The organism is Pedobacter sp. Hv1 (assembly GCF_001412215.1).
Lineage (GTDB): Bacteria > Bacteroidota > Bacteroidia > Sphingobacteriales > Sphingobacteriaceae > Pedobacter.
Window position 1 is genome coordinate 754,530 of sequence record NZ_LLWP01000004.1, and the last position, 20,119, is coordinate 774,648.

General features: G+C 37.5%; 17 protein-coding genes. 9 read left to right on the forward strand and 8 right to left on the reverse strand.

Features of this window, described 5'->3' with window-relative positions:
- The first annotated feature begins 115 nt into the window (after window positions 1-115).
- From AQF98_RS11135 to AQF98_RS11155, 5 genes are all read left to right on the forward strand, one after another.
- A complete protein-coding gene (locus AQF98_RS11135; protein ID WP_055132005.1) occupies window positions 116-1,294 on the forward strand; it encodes an acetyl-CoA C-acyltransferase in 1,179 nt (392 codons plus the stop codon).
- A gap of 18 nt (window positions 1,295-1,312) precedes the next feature.
- Window positions 1,313-2,242 (forward strand): hypothetical protein, encoded by a 930-nt coding sequence (locus AQF98_RS11140; protein WP_055132006.1) that lies wholly within the window; start codon window positions 1,313-1,315, stop codon window positions 2,240-2,242.
- A 74-nt stretch (window positions 2,243-2,316) separates the two neighbouring features.
- Window positions 2,317-3,978, forward strand: coding sequence for a peptide MFS transporter (locus AQF98_RS11145; RefSeq protein ID WP_055132007.1), 1,662 nt, complete (start codon window positions 2,317-2,319; stop codon window positions 3,976-3,978).
- A 71-nt stretch (window positions 3,979-4,049) separates the two neighbouring features.
- Window positions 4,050-5,636 carry a peptide MFS transporter gene (locus AQF98_RS11150; RefSeq protein WP_082434991.1) on the forward strand — a complete coding sequence of 529 codons (1,587 nt, stop codon included), beginning with the start codon at window positions 4,050-4,052 and terminating at the stop codon, window positions 5,634-5,636.
- Between the two features lie 135 nt (window positions 5,637-5,771).
- Complete coding sequence (locus AQF98_RS11155) at window positions 5,772-6,500, forward strand: polyprenol monophosphomannose synthase (RefSeq protein WP_055132008.1); 729 nt, start codon at window positions 5,772-5,774, stop codon at window positions 6,498-6,500.
- A 116-nt stretch (window positions 6,501-6,616) separates the two neighbouring features.
- On the opposite strand, the gene AQF98_RS11160 is transcribed toward AQF98_RS11155, so the two are convergent.
- The 5 genes from AQF98_RS11160 to proS all read right to left on the reverse strand — a co-directional run bounded on the left by AQF98_RS11160 (window position 6,617) and on the right by proS (window position 12,099).
- Window positions 6,617-7,129: a YdeI/OmpD-associated family protein gene (locus AQF98_RS11160; protein WP_055132009.1), complete on the reverse strand. Its 513-nt coding sequence runs from the start codon at window positions 7,127-7,129 to the stop codon at window positions 6,617-6,619.
- Window positions 7,130-7,723: 594 nt separating this feature from the next.
- Window positions 7,724-8,578 (reverse strand): TIGR02757 family protein, encoded by an 855-nt coding sequence (locus AQF98_RS11165; protein WP_055132010.1) that lies wholly within the window; start codon window positions 8,576-8,578, stop codon window positions 7,724-7,726.
- Between the two features lie 90 nt (window positions 8,579-8,668).
- A complete protein-coding gene (locus tag AQF98_RS11170) occupies window positions 8,669-9,808 on the reverse strand; it encodes a cystathionine gamma-synthase (protein ID WP_055132011.1) in 1,140 nt (379 codons plus the stop codon).
- A gap of 37 nt (window positions 9,809-9,845) precedes the next feature.
- The gene (locus tag AQF98_RS11175; protein ID WP_055132012.1) at window positions 9,846-10,532 is read right to left on the reverse strand and encodes a hypothetical protein; all 687 of its coding nucleotides are present in this window, start codon (window positions 10,530-10,532) and stop codon (window positions 9,846-9,848) included.
- A 94-nt stretch (window positions 10,533-10,626) separates the two neighbouring features.
- Window positions 10,627-12,099 (reverse strand): proline--tRNA ligase, encoded by a 1,473-nt coding sequence (proS, locus tag AQF98_RS11180; RefSeq protein WP_055132013.1) that lies wholly within the window; start codon window positions 12,097-12,099, stop codon window positions 10,627-10,629.
- 161 nt (window positions 12,100-12,260) lie between these two features.
- Between proS and AQF98_RS11185 the strand changes: the two genes are divergently transcribed.
- Complete coding sequence (locus AQF98_RS11185; protein WP_152969697.1) at window positions 12,261-13,214, forward strand: hypothetical protein; 954 nt, start codon at window positions 12,261-12,263, stop codon at window positions 13,212-13,214.
- 22 nt (window positions 13,215-13,236) lie between these two features.
- Window positions 13,237-14,787, forward strand: a complete 1,551-nt coding sequence (locus AQF98_RS11190; protein WP_055132015.1) for an OmpP1/FadL family transporter — start codon at window positions 13,237-13,239, stop codon at window positions 14,785-14,787.
- A gap of 55 nt (window positions 14,788-14,842) precedes the next feature.
- Here AQF98_RS11190 and AQF98_RS11195 read toward each other — a convergent pair whose 3' ends face one another.
- Together AQF98_RS11195 and AQF98_RS11200 are read right to left on the reverse strand one after the other, a co-directional pair.
- Window positions 14,843-16,675 (reverse strand): UbiD family decarboxylase, encoded by a 1,833-nt coding sequence (locus tag AQF98_RS11195; RefSeq protein ID WP_055132016.1) that lies wholly within the window; start codon window positions 16,673-16,675, stop codon window positions 14,843-14,845.
- A gap of 115 nt (window positions 16,676-16,790) precedes the next feature.
- Window positions 16,791-17,270, reverse strand: coding sequence for a Dps family protein (locus AQF98_RS11200; RefSeq protein ID WP_055132017.1), 480 nt, complete (start codon window positions 17,268-17,270; stop codon window positions 16,791-16,793).
- Between the two features lie 173 nt (window positions 17,271-17,443).
- Between AQF98_RS11200 and AQF98_RS11205 the strand changes: the two genes are divergently transcribed.
- Window positions 17,444-18,766, forward strand: a complete 1,323-nt coding sequence (locus AQF98_RS11205) for a LysM peptidoglycan-binding domain-containing protein (RefSeq protein WP_055132018.1) — start codon at window positions 17,444-17,446, stop codon at window positions 18,764-18,766.
- Window positions 18,756-19,394: a uridine kinase gene (locus AQF98_RS11210; protein ID WP_055132019.1), complete on the forward strand. Its 639-nt coding sequence runs from the start codon at window positions 18,756-18,758 to the stop codon at window positions 19,392-19,394. Before AQF98_RS11205 ends, AQF98_RS11210 begins: the two co-directional genes overlap by 11 nt.
- A 62-nt stretch (window positions 19,395-19,456) precedes the next feature.
- On the opposite strand, the gene AQF98_RS11215 is transcribed toward AQF98_RS11210, so the two are convergent.
- Complete coding sequence (locus AQF98_RS11215; protein ID WP_055132020.1) at window positions 19,457-20,119, reverse strand: 3-oxoacid CoA-transferase subunit B; 663 nt, start codon at window positions 20,117-20,119, stop codon at window positions 19,457-19,459.

A 20,119-nucleotide genomic window follows, 5' to 3' on the forward strand; every position in this document is an offset into this window, starting at 1 on the left:
TAAACCATTCTATTTCACAAAGCTACGCCTGATCAATTACTCAAAATCAAACATTTTTGCGGTAATCTGTGCTCAATTACCTAAATTGCGCCCACCAAATATTTAAAAATATAATATGAGAGACGTAGTAATTGTAGCTGCTGTTAGAACGCCCGTTGGCAGTTTTGGCGGTTCATTATCAGGATTTTCTGCTACCCAATTAGGTGGTTTTGCCATTAAAGCGGCTGTAGCAAAGGCTGGTTTAGCTCCAGAAAGTATTCAAGAAGTTTACATGGGTAATGTATTGTCTGCTAATTTAGGCCAAGCACCTGCAACACAAGCAGCTAAGTTTGCTGGTTTACCAGATGTACCTACCACAACCATTAATAAAGTTTGTGCTTCTGGCACCAAAGCAATTATGTTGGCTGCACAAAGTATTGCCCTAGGTCAAAACGAAATTGTAGTAGCAGGTGGTATGGAAAGCATGAGCAATGTACCTTATTACTTAGATAAAGCCCGTAATGGTTACCGTTTAGGACATGGTCAAATTACTGATGGCCTAATTAAAGATGGTTTGTGGGATGTTTATAATGATTACCACATGGGATCTGCTGCAGAGCTTTGTGCAGAAACTTGCCATATTACCAGAGAAGATCAAGACAATTTCGCTATAGAATCGTACAAAAGAGCACAAGCGGCACAAGCAGCTGGCAAGTTTAACGAAGAAATTGTTGCTGTAGAAATTAAAGACCGCAAAGGCGAGGTTACTTTATTTGATAAAGATGAAGAACCAGCGGCCGTAAAATTTGATAAAATACCAAGCTTAAAACCAGTATTTAAAAAAGATGGTACCGTTACTGCTGCAAATGCTTCAACCTTAAATGATGGTGCTGCTGCCTTAGTATTAATGAGTGCCGATAAAGCGAAAGAAATGGGTATTGAACCATTGGCTAAAATTTTAGCTTATGCCGATGCACAACAAGCACCAGAATGGTTTACTACTGCCCCATCTAAAGCAATTCCTTTAGCCCTAAGCAGAGCAGGTTTAAGCACTGCTGACGTAGATTTCTTTGAAATTAACGAAGCATTTTCAGTAGTTTCTTTAGCTAATAATCAAGAATTAAGTTTAAAAGAAAACCAGGTGAATGTAAATGGTGGCGCTGTTGCCATTGGGCACCCACTTGGCGCATCTGGGGCCAGAATTGTAGTAACTTTACTTTCTGTTTTGGCACAAAACAATGGAAAAATTGGTGTGGCTGGTATTTGTAACGGCGGTGGCGGTGCAAGTGCAATAGTTATCGAGAATTTACGTTAACACCCAAAAACAGCTTTGATGATTAAAGCCTTCAGCAGCAAGATATTAATTCTATTAATCGTATGTTGTGCAACTACAAAACTAAGTGCACAATATACGGTTACTACCGACAACAAATCTAAGCTAAGCGCTTATCAAGATTCTTTGCTTACACTGAGCGAAGAAACCTTTACTGCCAAAGACAACCTTTCTCGTTTTGAAAAAAATGCAGCTTTTGTTAAAAAGCTGGTCACTGCATTAAAAATAAACGGGTCATTTAATTACGATTTCGATTCTTTAAAACGCATTTCTGTTTTAAAATCACCAGATCAATCTTTTCGGATCATTACCTGGTTTATACCAACTGATGAAGGTAATTACCGCTATTATGGCACCATCCAAATGGCTACACCAAACGGGAGCTTGAAATTATTCCCTTTAACAGACGACACCAACAATTTAATTGATGCAAATGCAGTAACTAGCCATAAAAATTGGCTTGGTGCTCGTTACTATGAAATTTTGCCAGTAATTGTAAACGGAAAACAACCTTATTTCCTCCTTTTAGGCTGGAAAGGTAATGACCAAAAAACAACCAAAAAAATAATCGAGGTTTTATCCTTCGAAAAGGGAGAGCCTGTTTTTGGGAAAAACATTTTTGAACCCGTTAAAAATTCCCCTTTAAAAAACAGGGTTGTATTTGAGTACAATAAACAAAATGCAATGACCTTAACTTTTGATAAAAAGGTGAACATGATTGTTTTTGACCATTTGGTACCCTACGATCCAAAAATGGTTGGAAAATTTGAATTTTATGCCTCAGACTCAAGTTTTGACGGCTTTAAATTGGTTTATGGCAAATTATCTCTCTCAGAAAATATACAGTTAAAAAATGATGCTTCTGCCAATGATGAATTATACGGCAGACCAACTAAAGCATCTACTGTAATCATTAATCAAAATCACTAAATATTCAGGAATGGGCAATATTTGGTACTATCGCCTCCTGTTTTTATATTGCAAATTGTTTGAAGCCAAAAATTATGTCAAAATCAATTACTACAAAACATCCTAAAGGATTAAAATTTCTCTTTTTATCAGAAATGTGGGAACGTTTCGGTTATTATTTAATGATCGGAATTTTTACACTTTACCTCAAAGATGTAAAAACAGGGTTTGCGATGACAGAGGCCGAATCGGCCGATTTATATGGCACTTTCATTGCATTGGTATTTTTAACCCCATTTTTAGGAGGTTTAATTGCCGATAGGTATCTCGGTTATGCCAAATCAATTATCATTGGGGGATTAATGATGGGTATTGGTTATTGCCTTATGGGTGTGCACAGCTTAACCATGTTGTATGTGGCCATGACCTTGGTTATTTTAGGAAATGGATTTTTCAAACCCAATATTTCTACCCTACTTGGAAATATCTATTCTACGCCAGAACATGAGGATAAGAAAGATGATGGTTATAACATTTTCTACATGGGCATTAACGTTGGTGCCTTTATCTGTAATTTCTTTGGTGCCGCCCTATACATTATGCTGGGATGGGAATATGCATTTTTCGCTGCCGGAATAGGGATGTTTATTGGCGTGGTTGTATTTATCAGCGGGCTAAAACATTACAGGGCTTTCGATATTAAAAAAGGCGTAACCAAAGACGATATGCCTTTTCTTAAAATTATCTTATTAATTCTATTGCCTTCTGTAGTTGCGGGCGTAATTGGTTGGGTATTGCCAAGTAAATTATTAGGGCATCCCTTGGTAGGTTCTACCTCTACTGATGCCTTTATTTTCGCCTGTTTACCAGTAATCTATTTCTACAGCACCTTATTTTTCAAAGCCAACAAAGAGGAAAAACGGCCTATTGCTGCTTTATTAACCATTTTTGCTGTGGTAATTTTATTTTGGGCCGTATTTAAACAAAATGGAACTGCATTAACCACTTGGGCCGATCGTTATACAGATAGAGAATTAACAAATCCAGTAGCAAAAAACACTTTCTCTAGCTTAAGTTTATCTCAGAATGTAACCTATCAAAAAGATAGCATTGCCTTATACGACAATGCATTCCGTTTACAAAAACAAGATGGCGTGGTATTGAAAGAGTTCAACTACCCTACTTATTTCAAAAATGTACCAGCTGCTAAACTTCCGCAAGAAGGCGGAAAAGTAGAGCTTTGGGCAACCAATTTAAGCCAATCGATTAACCCGGCATGGGTAATTCTACTTACTCCATTAGTTGTTGCCTTTTTTAGCTGGCTAAGACGCAGAGAAAAAGAACCAAGTACAGCTACAAAAATCATATTCGGACTATTGATCTCTGCCATTTCTGTACTGGTAATGGTGGCTGCTGTTTATGCTGGCAACAATGGTTCTGAAAAAGTATCTGTATTATGGCTCATGGGCAGTTATGGAGTGATTACCATCGGTGAACTATTCTTAAGCCCAATGGGACTTTCTTTGGTTTCTAAACTAAGTCCTACCAGAATTACTTCATTAATGATGGGTGGATGGTTTTTGGCTACCTCAATAGGAAACAAACTTTCTGGGGTACTCTCTACCCTATGGGATACTTATAGCGATAAATCTAACTTCTTCTGGGTTAACTTTACCTTATTGACCTGTTCGGCCGTTATCGGTTTCGTACTCTTAAAATGGCTAAATGGCATTATGAGAGAGAAGGGGATAAAATAGTTACAAAAAATATAAATAAACTTACTTAATTTGCAATTTAAACTAAACACACAAACACCTAAACTAAAAACATGGCAATAGAAAATTCTTCCAGCCTAGGCCAAGATCAGGTCTTAGATTTACACCTAGAAAATAGTGGCGTAGCAACCGATAAATTGATCAATCATCCAGTAGGACTATTCGTATTATTCTTCACAGAAATGTGGGAAAGGTTTAGTTACTATGGAATGAGGGCCTTATTGGTACTCTTTTTAGTAAGCGAGGCCAGTAAAGGTGGTTGGGCATGGACTAGACCCGAAGCTTTAAGTTTGTATGCATGGTATACTGGCTTGGTTTATTTGACACCAATTATTGGTGGTCTAATTGCCGATAAGTTAACAGGCTACAGAAAAGCAGTTATTTTGGGTGCGTTAATTATGACCCTTGGACATGCTGCCATGGCAATGGAAGGGCTAAACATGAATTTCTTCTATCTAGGCCTTGTTTTAATGATGGCTGGAAATGGCTTGTTCAAACCGAATATTTCTTCAATGGTTGGACAATTATACCCTGCCATTAGTGATAAAAAAGATGCAGCTTATACCATCTTCTACATGGGTATCAACTCTGGTGCATTTTTGGGTATTTTAATGTGTGGTTATGTAGGCGAAAAAATTGGCTGGCACTGGGGATTTGGTCTAGCTGGTATTTTTATGTTCTTTGGTATGCTACAGTTCTATTTCGGACAGAAAATATTCGGTGTAATTGGATCAGCCCTAAATACCGTAACTAAAAAAGTAGAGAACAAAGTAGAGGAATTGCCTAAAAAAGTGGTTACCGAAAGGTTATTGGTAATTTTCGTCCTATCAATCTTTACCATTTTCTTTTGGATGGTATTTGAACAAGCAGGTGGATCAATGACCATTTTTGCTAAAGATTATACCTTAAGGAACTTAAATGGAAATGCAGGTACAATTTTTAGATGGGCAGATGCAGCCTTAACTATTTTCCCATTATTGGCAGTTTCTGTAGTATTATTTGGCTTAGCACAAAAAATCTTTAAAAAATATCCTGCAACTATTATTTTCACAACTTTAAGTTTCATTATCATTTGGGGGTTAGCCATTTGGAAAGTGCAAAAAGAGTTCACAGCTGTGAACACTGAGGTTCCAGCTTCTTGGTTTGGTATATTAAACTCGTTTTTCATTGTGTCTTTGGCACCATTCTTCTCTAAATTATGGGAAACTAAATTTAACCCAAGCGGACCAGTTAAATTTGGTTTAGGATTAATTTTTGTAGGCTTAGGCTTTGCCGGGCTGGCTTATGGTGGTAAAGATATCGCTGCAGGTGCATCGGTAGCACAAGTGAGTATGTTTTGGTTAATTTTTGCTTATTTCTTCCATACTGTAGGCGAACTTTGTGTGTCTCCGGTTGGTTTATCTTATGTAAGTAAATTAGCCCCAGCTAAATTAGTTGGATTAATGTTTGGCGTATGGTTTACTTGTACAGCTATTGGAAATTGGTTAGCTGGAAAAACTGGTGGTTTAATTGATAAAATCAGTACCGAATATTCTATCTCTACTTTCTTTTTAATATTTACGATTATCCCTGTTGTAGCAGGATTACTTTTGTTCTTATTAAATCCATTATTGCGCAAGTGGATGAATGGAGTTCATTAATAAAAAATTTAACAACATTTAACCAAAAGCCCGCAAAGAAATTTCGGGCTTTTGGTTTTTAATCCCTAATTTTGTTCATCCGTAGTCAATGGTTAAACAATCCATAGTCAATGGCCATTAACCCCAAACAAACTTGTGTCAGATAGCTTAGTCATTATCCCTACTTATAACGAGAAAGAGAACATCGAAAAAATTATACGTAAAGTTTTTTCTTTAAACTATGCTTTCCACCTCCTGATCATTGATGATGGTTCTCCAGACGGCACTGCAGACATTATTAAAACACTACAGTTAGAGTTTCCTAAACAATTGCACTTAGAAGAACGTAAAGGTAAACTTGGTTTAGGAACTGCTTATATCCATGGTTTTAAATGGGCATTGTCTAGAAATTATGAATATATTTTTGAGATGGATGCCGATTTCTCTCATAATCCAGAAGATTTGATCAGGTTACGTGAGGCCTGTGTAAATGGTGCCGATTTGGCCATCGGTTCACGCTATGTAAAAGGAGTAAACGTAGTGAACTGGCCAATGGGAAGAGTACTGATGTCGTATTTCGCCTCTATGTACGTTCGCTGGATTACCAGAATCGACATTCAAGATGCAACTGCAGGTTTCAAATGTTACCGCAGGTTGGTATTGGAAACTATTCCTATGCACAAAATCAAATTTGTAGGTTATGCTTTTCAGATTGAGATGAAATTCACGGCCATAAAGTATGGTTTTAATGTGGTAGAAGTGCCCATCATTTTTACCGACCGCACAGAAGGAACTTCTAAAATGAGTACAAGAATATTCAGGGAAGCTTTTTTAGGAGTGATCCAAATGAAAGTAAACAGCTGGTTCCGTAATTATAGTCGTTAGTTTTAAGTAGTTCAGAGTCTGCAGTCCTCACTCTAGAGTCCAGAGTACGCGGTCACCCCCCCCCCTTCTGTAAGCTATTCATTATTGACTTCAGACTATAGACTCAAGACTATTGACTAAAGACTAACATCCCTACCCGCTCTAATCATCTCTCCAAAATTATATTTTTCGGCCATTGCCTTTACAATCATAACCAGTCTTTTGGTTCTCGTTACTTCTGTTTTAGCCGTATTTAACCAATTGATAAAATAGTTCTGATGTGATTTTGACATCGATAAAAATTGCTTCAACAACACTTCTTCATCAGCCAAGCAAATTTCCAGATCATCGGGCATTTCAATCTTAAAATCAGCATCAAAGCTTAAATTCAACTCAACCTTTGCACCTGCTTCTTTTCCAAGTTGTTTACGCAAGGGCTTATTGAGTGCCATGATAAAATCGCCTTCGCCAATGGGCAACAAACCTATGCCATTAATTTCAACCCGATCTATGGTCCCTTTAACCCTTATGCTTCGCCTTTCGCCAGGTTTAATCTGATCGGCAACGGCATTCGGAATAAAAACATAAGACCATCCGGTTTTTTCACCATTGCTTTCAAATCTTTCTATTTCGGCTTTAAGATTAATCATATTTTAAAGATAATAGAAGAAACACAATCGAACAAAGCCTTTGTAAAATAAACCTGATTAACGTGGATGTCGATTTTTCTTCGGTAGTAACAAAAGCCTGCCTGCGGTAGGCAGGCGAGGCGGCATTTGCCAAACCGCAGTAACATCGTTTTCAGAAATCTTTATAACCTATTCAGTTAGCCCGATCTATTCCCTATTCCCCATTTCCTACCAATTTTAAATACTAACGTCTATCTCTTTTTTAGATTTGAAAATCAGTTTCCGAGCTCTTTTTAACGATAGCCGGGCTTTCCATTGCAATCTTTTTGTGCTTCGCAGCAAAAAGGATTTTCATTTCAATCCCGTTTATAGAACGCAGGCTTATGCAACTATTTAGGTCTGCTTTTGCCAAGAACCACTGGTTTTGTTAGCTAAACCCGATTGACGTGAATGCCGATTTTTCTTCGGCAGTAACAAAAGCGGGACTGCATTTGCCATGCAGCAATGACATTCTTTTTCAGTTTTTTTAAATAGCAATAGAAGTCTCTCTACCTATTTTCTATTCCCTATTTCCCATTTACTATTTTCTATTCCCCATTCCCTATTTCCTCCCCCCTAAAATTTCTCCTCTATCCCTAAACCAAAGAGCGCAAAGTCATATTTAACAGGGTCTGCGGCATCAAATGCCTTCAGTTTATCGGTCAACTCTACAGCAGTTAGCCAATCCGTTTGTTTCCGGTTGATCAATTTTAATTTTCGCGCTACCCTATCAACATGCACATCGCAAGGACAAACTAGTGCCGACATTGGAATGGTATTCCACACCCCAAAATCTACCCCACAGTTGTCTTTCCGCACCATCCACCTTAAAAACATATTTAGGCGTTTACAGGTCGATTTCTGCAATGGTGATGAAATATGTTTAATGCTTCGTCTAGGAAAATCTGGTAGACTAAAAAAGTAGGTTCTAAAATGATTGAGGGCTTTTTCTGCAGTAAAGTCTTCTATTTTAAATTGGTTTAGCATACAAGCCGATGAAGAGAGTTCAATTTCGACCTCATTAAACTCAGGCAAATAAGCCGAATTAAAAGTTTGTGGTGGTAAAAAAGCAGTTTCTAAACTATTCGATTTGGTATAATGGTAGTTGAAAAAAGAAACAAAATACAACAGGTCTGTATCGTTAAACGTACGGTGTTTAAAACCTAGCAATCCTTTCAGGTCGTGATCACTATGGTGCAGCATAAACTGATAAGGCTGGTTATCCATCCTTAAAAACAGCTCATTACATTTGTTGATGATCGTTTTACGTTGCCCCCAAGCTAAAATTGCTGCAAAAAATGCAGCAATTTCAATATCTTGTTTCAATGTATATTGATGTGGAATACAAATTGGATCATTAGTAATAAAGCCTGGCTGATTGTATTGCGCAACTTTATAATCCAAAAAATCTTTCAATTCTAAAAATTCCATTCCAATATTTTAATTGTTTAATTGCAGAATTGTTTAAACTGGTTAAATGAGCAATTAACCAATTTAAACAATTAAACAGTTAACCTCTAGTTAACTCAATGCTTGTTCCAAATCTGCCAATAGATCGTCGATATCTTCTACACCTACGCTTAAACGCAATAAATTATCAGTTACACCAACTTTTTCACGCTCTGCTTTCGGAATTGAACCATGTGTCATGGTGGTTGGGTGGTTCACTAAAGACTCTACTCCGCCCAACGATTCGGCCAAAGAGAACACTTTAAATCGAGAAGCAATTCTAAACGTTTCTTGCAAATCGGCATCTTTCAAAGTAATGGATACCATGCCACCAAAACCACGCATCTGTTTTTTGGCGATATCATGGTTAGGATGATCTTCAAATCCTGGCCAATAAATCTTGTCTATTTTAGGATGCTTTTTTAAATAATGCGCTACTTTTTCGCCATTTTCGCAATGTGCTTTCATTCTCAAATGCAGCGTTTTGATCCCTCTTAATACCAAGAACGAATCTTGCGGCCCTGGGGTTGCACCACAGGCATTGTAAATAAAGAACAGGTCTTTGTATAAAGCTTCATTATTAGTCAATAATGCACCCATTACCACATCCGAGTGTCCGCCAATATATTTGGTTACCGAATGCATTACAATGTCGGCACCTAAATCAATTGGATTTTGTAGGTATGGCGAAGCAAATGTATTGTCGACCGTTAAAAGAATATTGTTCTCTTTAGTGATTTTAGCTACCCCCTCAATATCAATAATACGCATAGTTGGGTTGGTAGGTGTTTCTATCCAAACCAATTTGGTATTGGCATTGATATAAGGAATGATATTTTCTGGTTTTGATAAATCTAAAAAGTGGAACTTAATTCCGTATTTCTCATACACTTTTGTAAAAATACGGTAAGAACCTCCATACAAATCATCACCTGTAATTACTTCATCGCCAGGCTTCAACAACCTTAAAACTGTATCTGTGGCACCCATTCCGCTACTAAAAGCTAAGCCAAATTTACAGTTCTCTAAAGCGGCCAAACAATCTTCTAAGGCCTTACGTGTAGGGTTTGTTCCTCTAGAATATTCATAACCTTTGTGTTCTCCTGGCGATTTTTGCCAATAAGTTGAGGTTTGATAAATTGGTGTCATTACAGCACCTGTTGTTGGATCTGGTTCTTGACCAGCATGGATCGCTTTTGTTGCAAATTTCATGTTATACAAGTATTGAGTGATGAATATTAAATCATCTTTATTTATTTTCTATTTCTGCTTTAAACTGATAGCCCAAACGTTTACCAGTTGGGTATCCGCTTGCGGCAACAATTGATTGCTTTTGATGTAAAGTTACATCTTTAACTTGTGCAAATGGTGGCAATAACAAATCAGTATTTAAGCACAAAAGAATTGATTTTTCTAAAATATCAGTCAGGTTTTCTTCTGTAACCACATTTGCAGCAAAATCTTCGTACAAAAAGCCTAAAGCCCCATCGCCTTCTACCATAAAGTGCTTTTCTTTGTTCACTAAAATGCGGGCTATTAAAGAGCCTTCATCTGCCAAACGATTATACTTTATCGAATCTGCCAAAAAGTTATGTACATAAATCACGCCACAATAACTTAAACTCTCGTCGGCCTTAACATAGGTCGTTTGAAAAATAGAATGTCCTACATCAAAATTAAAAACATTGCTGTGCATAGAAATCATCAGCATATCGCCTGAAAATTTCAGCTGCGCTTCAAATTGATTATTCTCCTGATAGTTTACCTCAACCGATGGATCTTTTTGTGTATAATCTGCATGCAGTTTTGCAGCTATTTTAGAAAGAATAGATTTTGTTAAACCAAATACTTCAGCGGTACTGCGGTAAATGGCCTGCTTTAACGAAGCCTTACTTTCTAATTTGCCTAGTATTTCTTTATAATTATCTTTTTGCATTTTTTTTTTAGATATGAGAGGTGAGATAGGAGATTTGAGAGAATAGATATGAGTCAACAAAGGCTCTCAAATCCCACATCTCAATACTCACATCTTAGTAAGCTCTTGCAAACAATACCCTTTGTATAGAAGGTTTACCAGTAACCATACAAACGCCATCTTCTAGTTTATTATCTAAAGGAATACATCTAATGGTAGCTTTGGTTTCTTCTTTAATTTGTTTTTCTGTTTCTGCAGTTCCATCCCAATGGGCCGAAATAAAGCCAGTTTTGCTATCAAGCAATTCTTTAAACTCTTCGTAAGAATTAGCTTCGGTAATGTGCTCTTCTCTAAATTGGTGGGCTTTATTGTAAATATTTTCTTGAATTTCGTTCAATAGATTTGCAATGTAAACATCTAAATCTGCTTGAGGTACCGTAAATTTCTCTTTGGTATCTCTTCTAGCCAGTTCTACAGTTCCATTTTCCATATCTCTACCTCCAATAGCTAAACGGATTGGCACTCCTTTGAGTTCGTATTCTGCAAATTTAAATCCTGGGCGTTGGCTGTCTCTATCATCGTATTTTACAGAAATACCTAGGCCTTTTAGCTTAGCCATCAATTCGTCAACAAAGGTTGATATTTTGGCCAAGTCTTCTTCGCCTTTATAAATTGGAACGATAACTACTTGAATTGGAGCCAATTTCGGAGGCAGTACCAATCCAGAATCATCACTATGTGACATAATTAAAGCACCCATTAAGCGAGTTGACACTCCCCAAGAAGTTGCCCAAACATGCTCTTGTTTACCTTCTTTACTAGTAAATTTAACATCAAAAGCTTTGGCAAAATTCTGTCCCAAAAAGTGAGAAGTACCTGCTTGTAAAGCTTTTCCATCCTGCATCAAAGCTTCAATACAATACGTATCTAAAGCCCCAGCAAAACGCTCTGTAGGCGTTTTCTTTCCTTTAACAACAGGAACAGCCATCCAATTTTCAACAAAATCGGCATATACATCCAACATTCTTTCTGTTTCTTCAATAGCTTCTTGAGAAGTTGCATGTGCGGTGTGCCCTTCTTGCCATAAAAACTCGGTGGTACGTAAAAACAAACGGGTTCTCATTTCCCAACGAACCACATTTGCCCATTGGTTAATTAACAAAGGTAGATCACGATAAGATTCGATCCAACCTCTATAAGTATTCCAGATAATGGTTTCCGAGGTAGGACGAACAATTAATTCTTCTTCTAATTTAGCGGTTTCGTCTACCACAATATTTCCATTGCCATCATTTTTTAAACGGTAATGGGTAACCACAGCACACTCTGTTGCAAAACCTTCTACGTGAGCTGCTTCTTTAGAAAAATAAGACTTGGGTATAAACAAGGGGAAATAAGCATTGCTGTGACCAGTATCTTTAAATTTCTGGTCTAAAACTGCCTGAATTTTCTCCCAAATGGAGTAACCATATGGCTTAATTACCATACAGCCTTTAACAGACGAATGCTCTGCAAGATCGGCTTTTATAACAATATCGTTATACCACTGCGAATAATCGTCATTTTTGCTTGTAATACCTTTGCTCATAACTATTTGGAACGTTTTTTGTGTTAAATTTCTTGTAATATCGTTTACAAAGCTATAAATTTATAGCTAGAATTTGATTGCACACACAAACAAAAGACAGATATCATGAAATGAGCCTTAAGCGAATTCCATGTAAGAATTAAAAACTTAAACACACACACATGAAACCTAATCATTTATTCACCAGTTTGCTTGCGGTAACAGCCTTGTTTGTTGCCTCTTGCTCCGCTCCTCGAATGGTGCAAAACAACTCCATTCAGGACGATGTATACAACTCTACGGCTCGAGCTAAGGAATATATAGCGATGGCGCCTATCCAAAATTCACAGACAGATTCTGTAAATACTGGGTATTATGCTACAAGTGATCCTTATTACGACATGGATTACTCTTCTCGTATTGATCGATTTTATTATGGCAGCCCTTGGAGATCTTATTTTAACAATAATTATTTTGACTACGGTTATAACGGATACAATAACTATTACGGCAACTTTTACGGCTCAAACTATTTCGGATTTGGGCTAGGATTAGGTGGCTATTTCGGCGGTTTTTATAACAACTGGTCTAATCCTTATTACAACTGGGCTTTCTATGGTTCTCCATATTTCAGTAATTTCTGGGGACCATATTCTTATTACAGTGGATTTTATGGAGGCGGATTTTACGGTGGTGGATTCTACGGCGGAGGTTTCGGTGGCGGTGGTTATTTGGTAAGAGAACGTAACAATAACCCTAGACCAAGTAGAGGTAGTGAAAATGGGGTAAGTAGAGCAAATGGCTCTTATATGGGTGGCGTGCCTACAAGAGCTGACAATGGCAATTCAAATGCAACTAGAAGCGGCAGAGCTGAAGTGTATAACCCAACTAGTGGTAGACCTACCCGTGGTGGTGAAAGCGGTAATGCTCCTGGCAGACCTAATTCAACTGATTCTAGACCAACTCGTACAAATGATGCTCCGGCTTCATCTAGACCAACTCGTACAAACGACTCTCCTCCTTCTAGACCAACTTACACCCCTCCTCCTGCAAGCAGCAGTGGCGGTGGTAGTAGAGGCGAAAGTGGCGGCGGCGGTGGTGGCGGTGGCGGCAGACCAACTAGAGGGGGTAGATAATCTAAATTAGCACGAAACACACATGAAAAAAATTTTAACCATATTAGTGGTAGCTATAGTAGCTACCACAAGTAATACATACGCTCAATATGCAAGCGATGCTTTGCGATTTTCGCAAACAAATTATGGAAGTTCTGCTCGATTTAAAGGCTTAGGCAATGCTCAAATTGGCGTTGGTGGCGATATGAGTGCCTTAGGTGGCAACCCTGCCGGCTTGGGACTTTTTACAAAATCTGAATTTAGTTTAACACCAGAATTTAATCAAACAGGTGCCAATGCACTTTACTTAGGTCAAAACACCAACTCTTCTAAAAACCAATTGAACCTTAATCAAGTTGGGCTTGTTTTTTATTCTCCAGTGTACAGACAAAAAGGACAAGACACAAGAAAAGGGTTAGTTAGTACTGTATTTGGTTTAGGTTACAATAGAAATAACGATTTTAGTTTTGAAGGCAATTTTGGTGCGCCGAACAATTCTACATCAGTAGCTGATTATTTTGCACAGATAGCAGGTTCAACAACACCTAATAAATTAAAAGATGTAGATGGGCTTGAAGGATGGGCCTACAACAATTATTTGATTAGTTATGACCCTTCTAAAGGCAATTACTATCCTGAAACGTTTGCGGACGCTAATCAAAGTAACATACAACGTACAAATGAGGTAAGAACAGGTTCTACATCTGAATTTAACTTCTCTGCTGCAGCCAATATTTCAAACCAGATCTACATTGGGGCAACTATCAATTTGGTAGATGTGAGGTATAACAGAGATGCCAGCTATGAGGAAACTGGAAAGGTTAGAGAATTTGATGGAGGTGGTAACTTAACCGGAAACAACATCAATTACAAGTTGTTTTTTAACCAAAACCAACAAACTAAAGGTTCTGGTGTAAATGGAAGAATAGGTGTTATTTTTAGACCTGTAAGTAATTTCAGGTTAGGTTTAACCCTTCAATCACCAACTTGGATGGTAATTGATGATGCAACCACCGAAACGTTAGACAACAGATCTACAGCTAGAGGAACGATCAACAGTAGAACTTATGATTTTACGTACAATGTGAGAACCCCACTGAAGGGGTCATTAGGTGCAAGTTATGTAATTGCTGGGCAAGCATTAATTAGTGCAGATGTTGATTTTGTAGATTATAGCAGCATCAGATTTTCTACAAATGAAGGCTTTAATGGTTCAAGCGATTTAGCTACCATTAACAATGATAACAACGAGGTAAGAAAAAACTATAAAAGTGCCATTAATTATAGAATTGGTGCTGAGTATAAAATTAACACCATCAGCTTAAGGGCAGGTTATGGTGTAAATGGCAGTCCTTACAAAGCAGATGCAGCTACAATTTTAAACAAAAAAGACGATTCTAGTCTTTTAGATACAAAAATGTACAGTGGTGGTATTGGTTACCGTGTAAACAATTATTATATGGATGTAGCTTATCAGAGAGTGGAGGTAACTAATAATTTTAGTCCTTATAGCTTAAGCAATGGCAGTTCACCAAGTGCAGATATTAAAACTACCAAAAACAATGTATTTTTAACTTTCGGACTTAGGTTCTAAGCAAATACTAATTAACAAAAAAGCCATGATCAACATCATGGCTTTTTTGTTAAAATTAAATTCCAAATAAGGCTCCGCCCTTTTCCCAAAAACGGTTGATTCTTTCTTCTACATCTGCATCCTTTATCAACTCTGGAGCATGATGAGGTTTTTTACGGGCATCGATAATTAATGGTCCATTACAGCCCCAATGTTTGTCTACTGTAAAATCAGCTACACCATTGATGTCGGCTGCAGGATTACTTCTTGTAAATGTTACCCAAACCAGATTATTGATATTGGCCGCTGTAAATGAGGCATCATCACAAACCACAATTAAAGGTAAAGTAGTTAACGATAAACCTTTCAGTTGATCTTTTAAAGTTTCTATTTCTTGTTTCGCTTTTATGGTATCGAGATAGGCATTCGCTTGAATAACCACTACACCCGGAATGGCCATCTGTTGATCGGTAAATTCGGCAGATAGATGGAAACCATCTGGTAATACGTCCATTAATTCTCTTCGTTTTTCGCCAGCAGCTGCAAAAACCACTTTCGAACCTGTATTTAATCCATCACCAGAGTAATCTAAAGTATCGATTGTGGTATTGGTATAAAAATGTAGGTCGTTACGTAAATCTATCCGCTCTAAGATGTGGGTAAAAAATGCTGAAATATTGTTCGTGCTCAACTCCTCGTTATCTTCTCTAGCTGCAATAAATAGATATTTGGCTAAACTTAACTGGTTTTTACCCAAAATATGATTGGCAATGGTTAAAATTTCTTGTGGTTTGCGTTCCTTTAAGTATGGTGTATAGCGTTCACTTCCAATGGCAAACAACAAGGGATGTACACCTGCGGCATCAACAGCATTCACTTCCTTTAAACCTGAGATCTCTTGTGGTATGGCTGCTCCAGTAATTTCGTGAATAAGCGCTCCAAAACTGGTATCTTCTTGTGGTGGGCGACCTACCACTGTAAAAGACCAAATGGCATCTTTTTTATGGTACACATTGTGCACTTTCATTAAAGGAAATGGATGGGTAAGGCTATAATAACCTAAATGATCTCCAAACGGGCCTTCTGGTTTATTGTCTTGTGGGTAAACTATACCCGTAATTACAAAGTCGGCATCGGCAGAGATGGTAAATCCTTCTTCATCATAAAAATAACGAAAACGACGGTTACCTAAAGCACCAGCAAATGTCAATTCAGATAAGCCTTCTGGTAAAGGCATTACTGCTGCTAATGGATGTGAAGGAGGCCCACCCACAAAAATACTTACTTTTAAAGGTTGCCCCTTGTCATTTGCCTTAGTTTGATGTACTCCTATCCCTCTATGGATCTGATAATGCAAACCAATTTCCTGATCAGTGAGGTACTCATTTCCAGCCAACTGGATTCGGTACATTCCCAAATTTCCATTCATTACCCCAGGGCGATCAATATCTTCGGTAAAAACTTGGGGCATGGTAATAAACGGACCTCCATCCATAGGCCAGTTTACAATTTGCGGTAAACTGCTAATCGTTGTTTTCTCAAACGTACTTTTAAACAACGATTGTTTTAACGGTAAAGCCGACAATGCGGTTAAACCCGCACCTGCATATTTAAATGGATTTTTTAAGGCCTTGATGGGATCAGACCGTAAGCCTACTAATTCTTCTACTTTGGCCAAACTATCTCGGAACATAAATTTCGATCGTTCTAAAGTTCCAAAAAGGTTAGAAACGGCTTTAAACTTGCTTCCTTTTACATTTTCGAACAAGAGTGCTGGCCCTTGATTTTCGTAAACACGTAAATGAATGGCAGCCATTTCTAAATATGGATCTACTTCTTCTTTAATACGAATCAAATGGCCATGTTTTTCGAGGTCGGCCACGCATGCGGCTAAGTTTTTATATCCCATTGGCACAAAAGTAATCACTTGTTAGTCGAGATTACAAATCCCGACTAACAAAAAATCTTGACTAACAAAAAAATCCCCACCTTTTGAGTGAGGAATCTTCCTTTAAATCAATCTTTTATTTTTTGCCTGCAAATGAACGTAACATCCAGGTTGTTTTCTCTTTGAATTGCATAAAGCGGTTAACCATATCATTTGAACCGTCATCGCCAGCTGCGTCTGTTGCATCTAATAATTCGCGTTCCAATTCAATTAATTTCGCCATATCGTCTAAAACAGCATCAACCATGGTTAAATCGCTCATTCCGATGGTATCAATTTCTTTAATTTTAGATTCTTTAATATAATCTGAGAAGCGGCTATGCGGGGCTTTGCCCAAGGTTAAAACACGTTCTGCAATTTCATCAATGGTGAGCTGTGCATTGGTATACAACTCTTCAAACTTGATGTGTAATGTAAAAAAGTTTTGTCCTTTAATGTTCCAGTGACAACCTCTTAATTTTTGGTAATGAATATGATAATTTGCTAGATAGTCATTCAACATATCCACAACTGGCTTCACTTTTTTTTCACTTAAACTGATTTCTTTTGCGTCCATGACAATTAATTTTGATGGGTTTTAATTTCTAAATAAAGAACAAACGATGTTCGAAATGGTTTTCAAAAATAGAACTTTCGAACAATACATCTGTCATCTTATCGTTTTACATACATATTTTCGGTAAAATATATTATTCGTATAATTGTGTTTCCAAATATCTCAAGAATTTAATGCATAAAATATATATCATCATACTGGCCGGCTTGTTCATCAATATTTCGGCCTATGCCAGTAACACCATAGACTCTATTGGTGTAGAAAACAACAAAGGAAAAAAAGTAATTGTTTATAAGGTTGAAGCCAAAGAAACTTATTATTCTATCGCTAAGAAATATAACGTTAATTATAAAGACGTTATGGAGTTTAACGACAGTAAGCTTTTACAGATTGGGGTAATTTTAAAAGTCCCTACTAACAGCCCATTCACTACTGCTGCTCCAACAAGTACTGGCAACATTGTTGAACATACCGTTGTTGCCAAGGACAACTTAAATATGTTGGCAGAAAAATATGGCACCACGGTAAACGACATCAAAAGTGCAAACAACCTAAGCTCTATCAATTTAAGGATTGGGCAGGTTTTAAAAATCCCATCAACTGGAGCTGTTGTAGAAACGCCGAAAGAAGTTTCGCCAAGTGCGGTATATAAACCAACCACAGCAGCTGTGAGCAGCGACAATGTTACTGCAATTGAGCATACCATTAAAGCTAAGGAAAACCTAAATCTATTGGCACAAAAGTACCACACTACGATAGATGAAATTAAACGTATAAATGGACTTTCTTCTAATAGTTTACAAATTGGACAGGTTTTAAAAATCCCTTCGGCTAACGGAGAAGTAATAGAAACACCTGCTGAAAAAATTGTAGAACAACCGGCACCAAAAATTAGCAAAAAAGCTGCTGCAGAAAAACCTGTAGCAAATGTGGCTACACCTGAAGTTTCGAGCGATGGAAGTAGTATTGAACATGTGGTGGTAGCCAGTGAAACCATCTATTCTATTGCCAAAAAATACAATTCGACAACCTATCAGATTAAAACTGCAAATAATTTGACCAGTAACGACCTTACGGTTGGACAGAAATTGATCATCAAAAATGCTAAACCAACTGCTGCAGCTGCTACAGAAGAAGAAGGCACAGAAGAAAGTACAGGCACCATGAAAAACCCTGCCTTAAAACTTCCAGCAAGCAGATACGGACTTAGTCAGGTAGAAGAAAAAGGAACTGCAGTTTGGATTGCCGACCAAGATTTAGACCCTACTAAAATGCTGGTTTTACACCGCACTGTTCCGGTTGGTACCATTATCAAAATTACCAACCCAATGACCAATCGGTCTACCTTTGCAAAGGTTGTTGGTAAATTTACAGAGAATGAAACCACAAAAGATGTTATCATTGTAATTACAAAAGCAGTAGCAGATGCTGTTGGTGCTTTAGATAAACGATTTTTTTGTAATATAAGTTACGGCGCTCTAGAGAATGAACAATAAAAGTCCATTAATTATTGGTATTGCTGGTGGAAGTGGTTCTGGCAAAACCTTTTTTTTGAATAGTTTTTTACACCATTTTAAAAACGATGAGGTAACTCTTTTATCTCAAGATGACTATTACATTCCTGCTGGCGAAATGACGCAGGAAGAAAACAAGTTGTATAATTTCGATCTCCCATCGACCATAGATGATGAACAATTTTTAATTGACATCAAAAAGCTAATCAAAGGCGATGTGGTTTATAAAAAAGAATACAATTTCAATAACCCTTTGGCGGTTGTAAAAATATTGGAGATCAATCCTGCACCAATTATTATTGTAGAGGGGCTTTTCATTTTACACTTTAAGGCAATTGCAGAGTTGTTAAATCTGAGGCTTTTTATTGAAGCCGATGAGGAAGTAGCTTTACAACGACGTATTAAACGCGATGGTATGGAGCGTGGTTATCCTGAAGATGATGTGTTATACAAATGGACCAACCATGTGGTACCTGCCTACAAAGAGTTCTTATTGCCCTACAGAGAAAGCTGCGATAAAATTATAGTTAACAATAACGATACGCCTGATGATATTATCAGAATTACGGAAGAAATTACTGAAGAGCTTAAAGCTAAATTCTGTAAGTAAGTTTTTAGATCAAGAAAAAGGTCAAGAAATATTTCTTGACCTTTTTGATTCCATATTATTTTTTAATCAATTACCATTTCTGGTACATCGTCATCAGCATAGAGTTTACCCCATGTTGCATTTCTAATAAAATCAACACTTACACCCGGTGCTCTTTCAATTAATTTAAAACCACCTTCAGGTAAAACATCCAATACCGCTAATTCTGTTACTATCTTTTTGATACATTTTACACCAGTTAGCGGTAAAGTACAAGCTGGTAACAATTTACTTTCGCCCGCTTTATTTACATGCTGCATGGCTACAATAATGTTTTTAGCCGATGCTACCAAATCCATAGCACCTCCCATTCCCTTCACCATTTTACCTGGAATTTTCCAGTTGGCGATGTCGCCATTTTCCGAAACTTCCATTGCGCCTAAAATGGTCAGGTCAATTTTTTGTGCCCTGATCATTCCAAAACTCATTGCCGAGTCGAATATAGAAGATCCTGGCAAGGTTGTAATGGTCTGTTTACCCGCATTGATCAAATCAGGATCTTCTTCTCCTTCAAAAGGAAAAGGGCCCATGCCCAATAATCCATTTTCAGACTGGAGTACTACATTTATTCCTTGCGGAATATAATTGGCCACCAATGTTGGAATACCTATTCCAAGATTTACATAATAACCGTCTTTTATTTCTTTGGAGATTCGCTGAGCGATCCCTTCTTTTGATAATGCCAT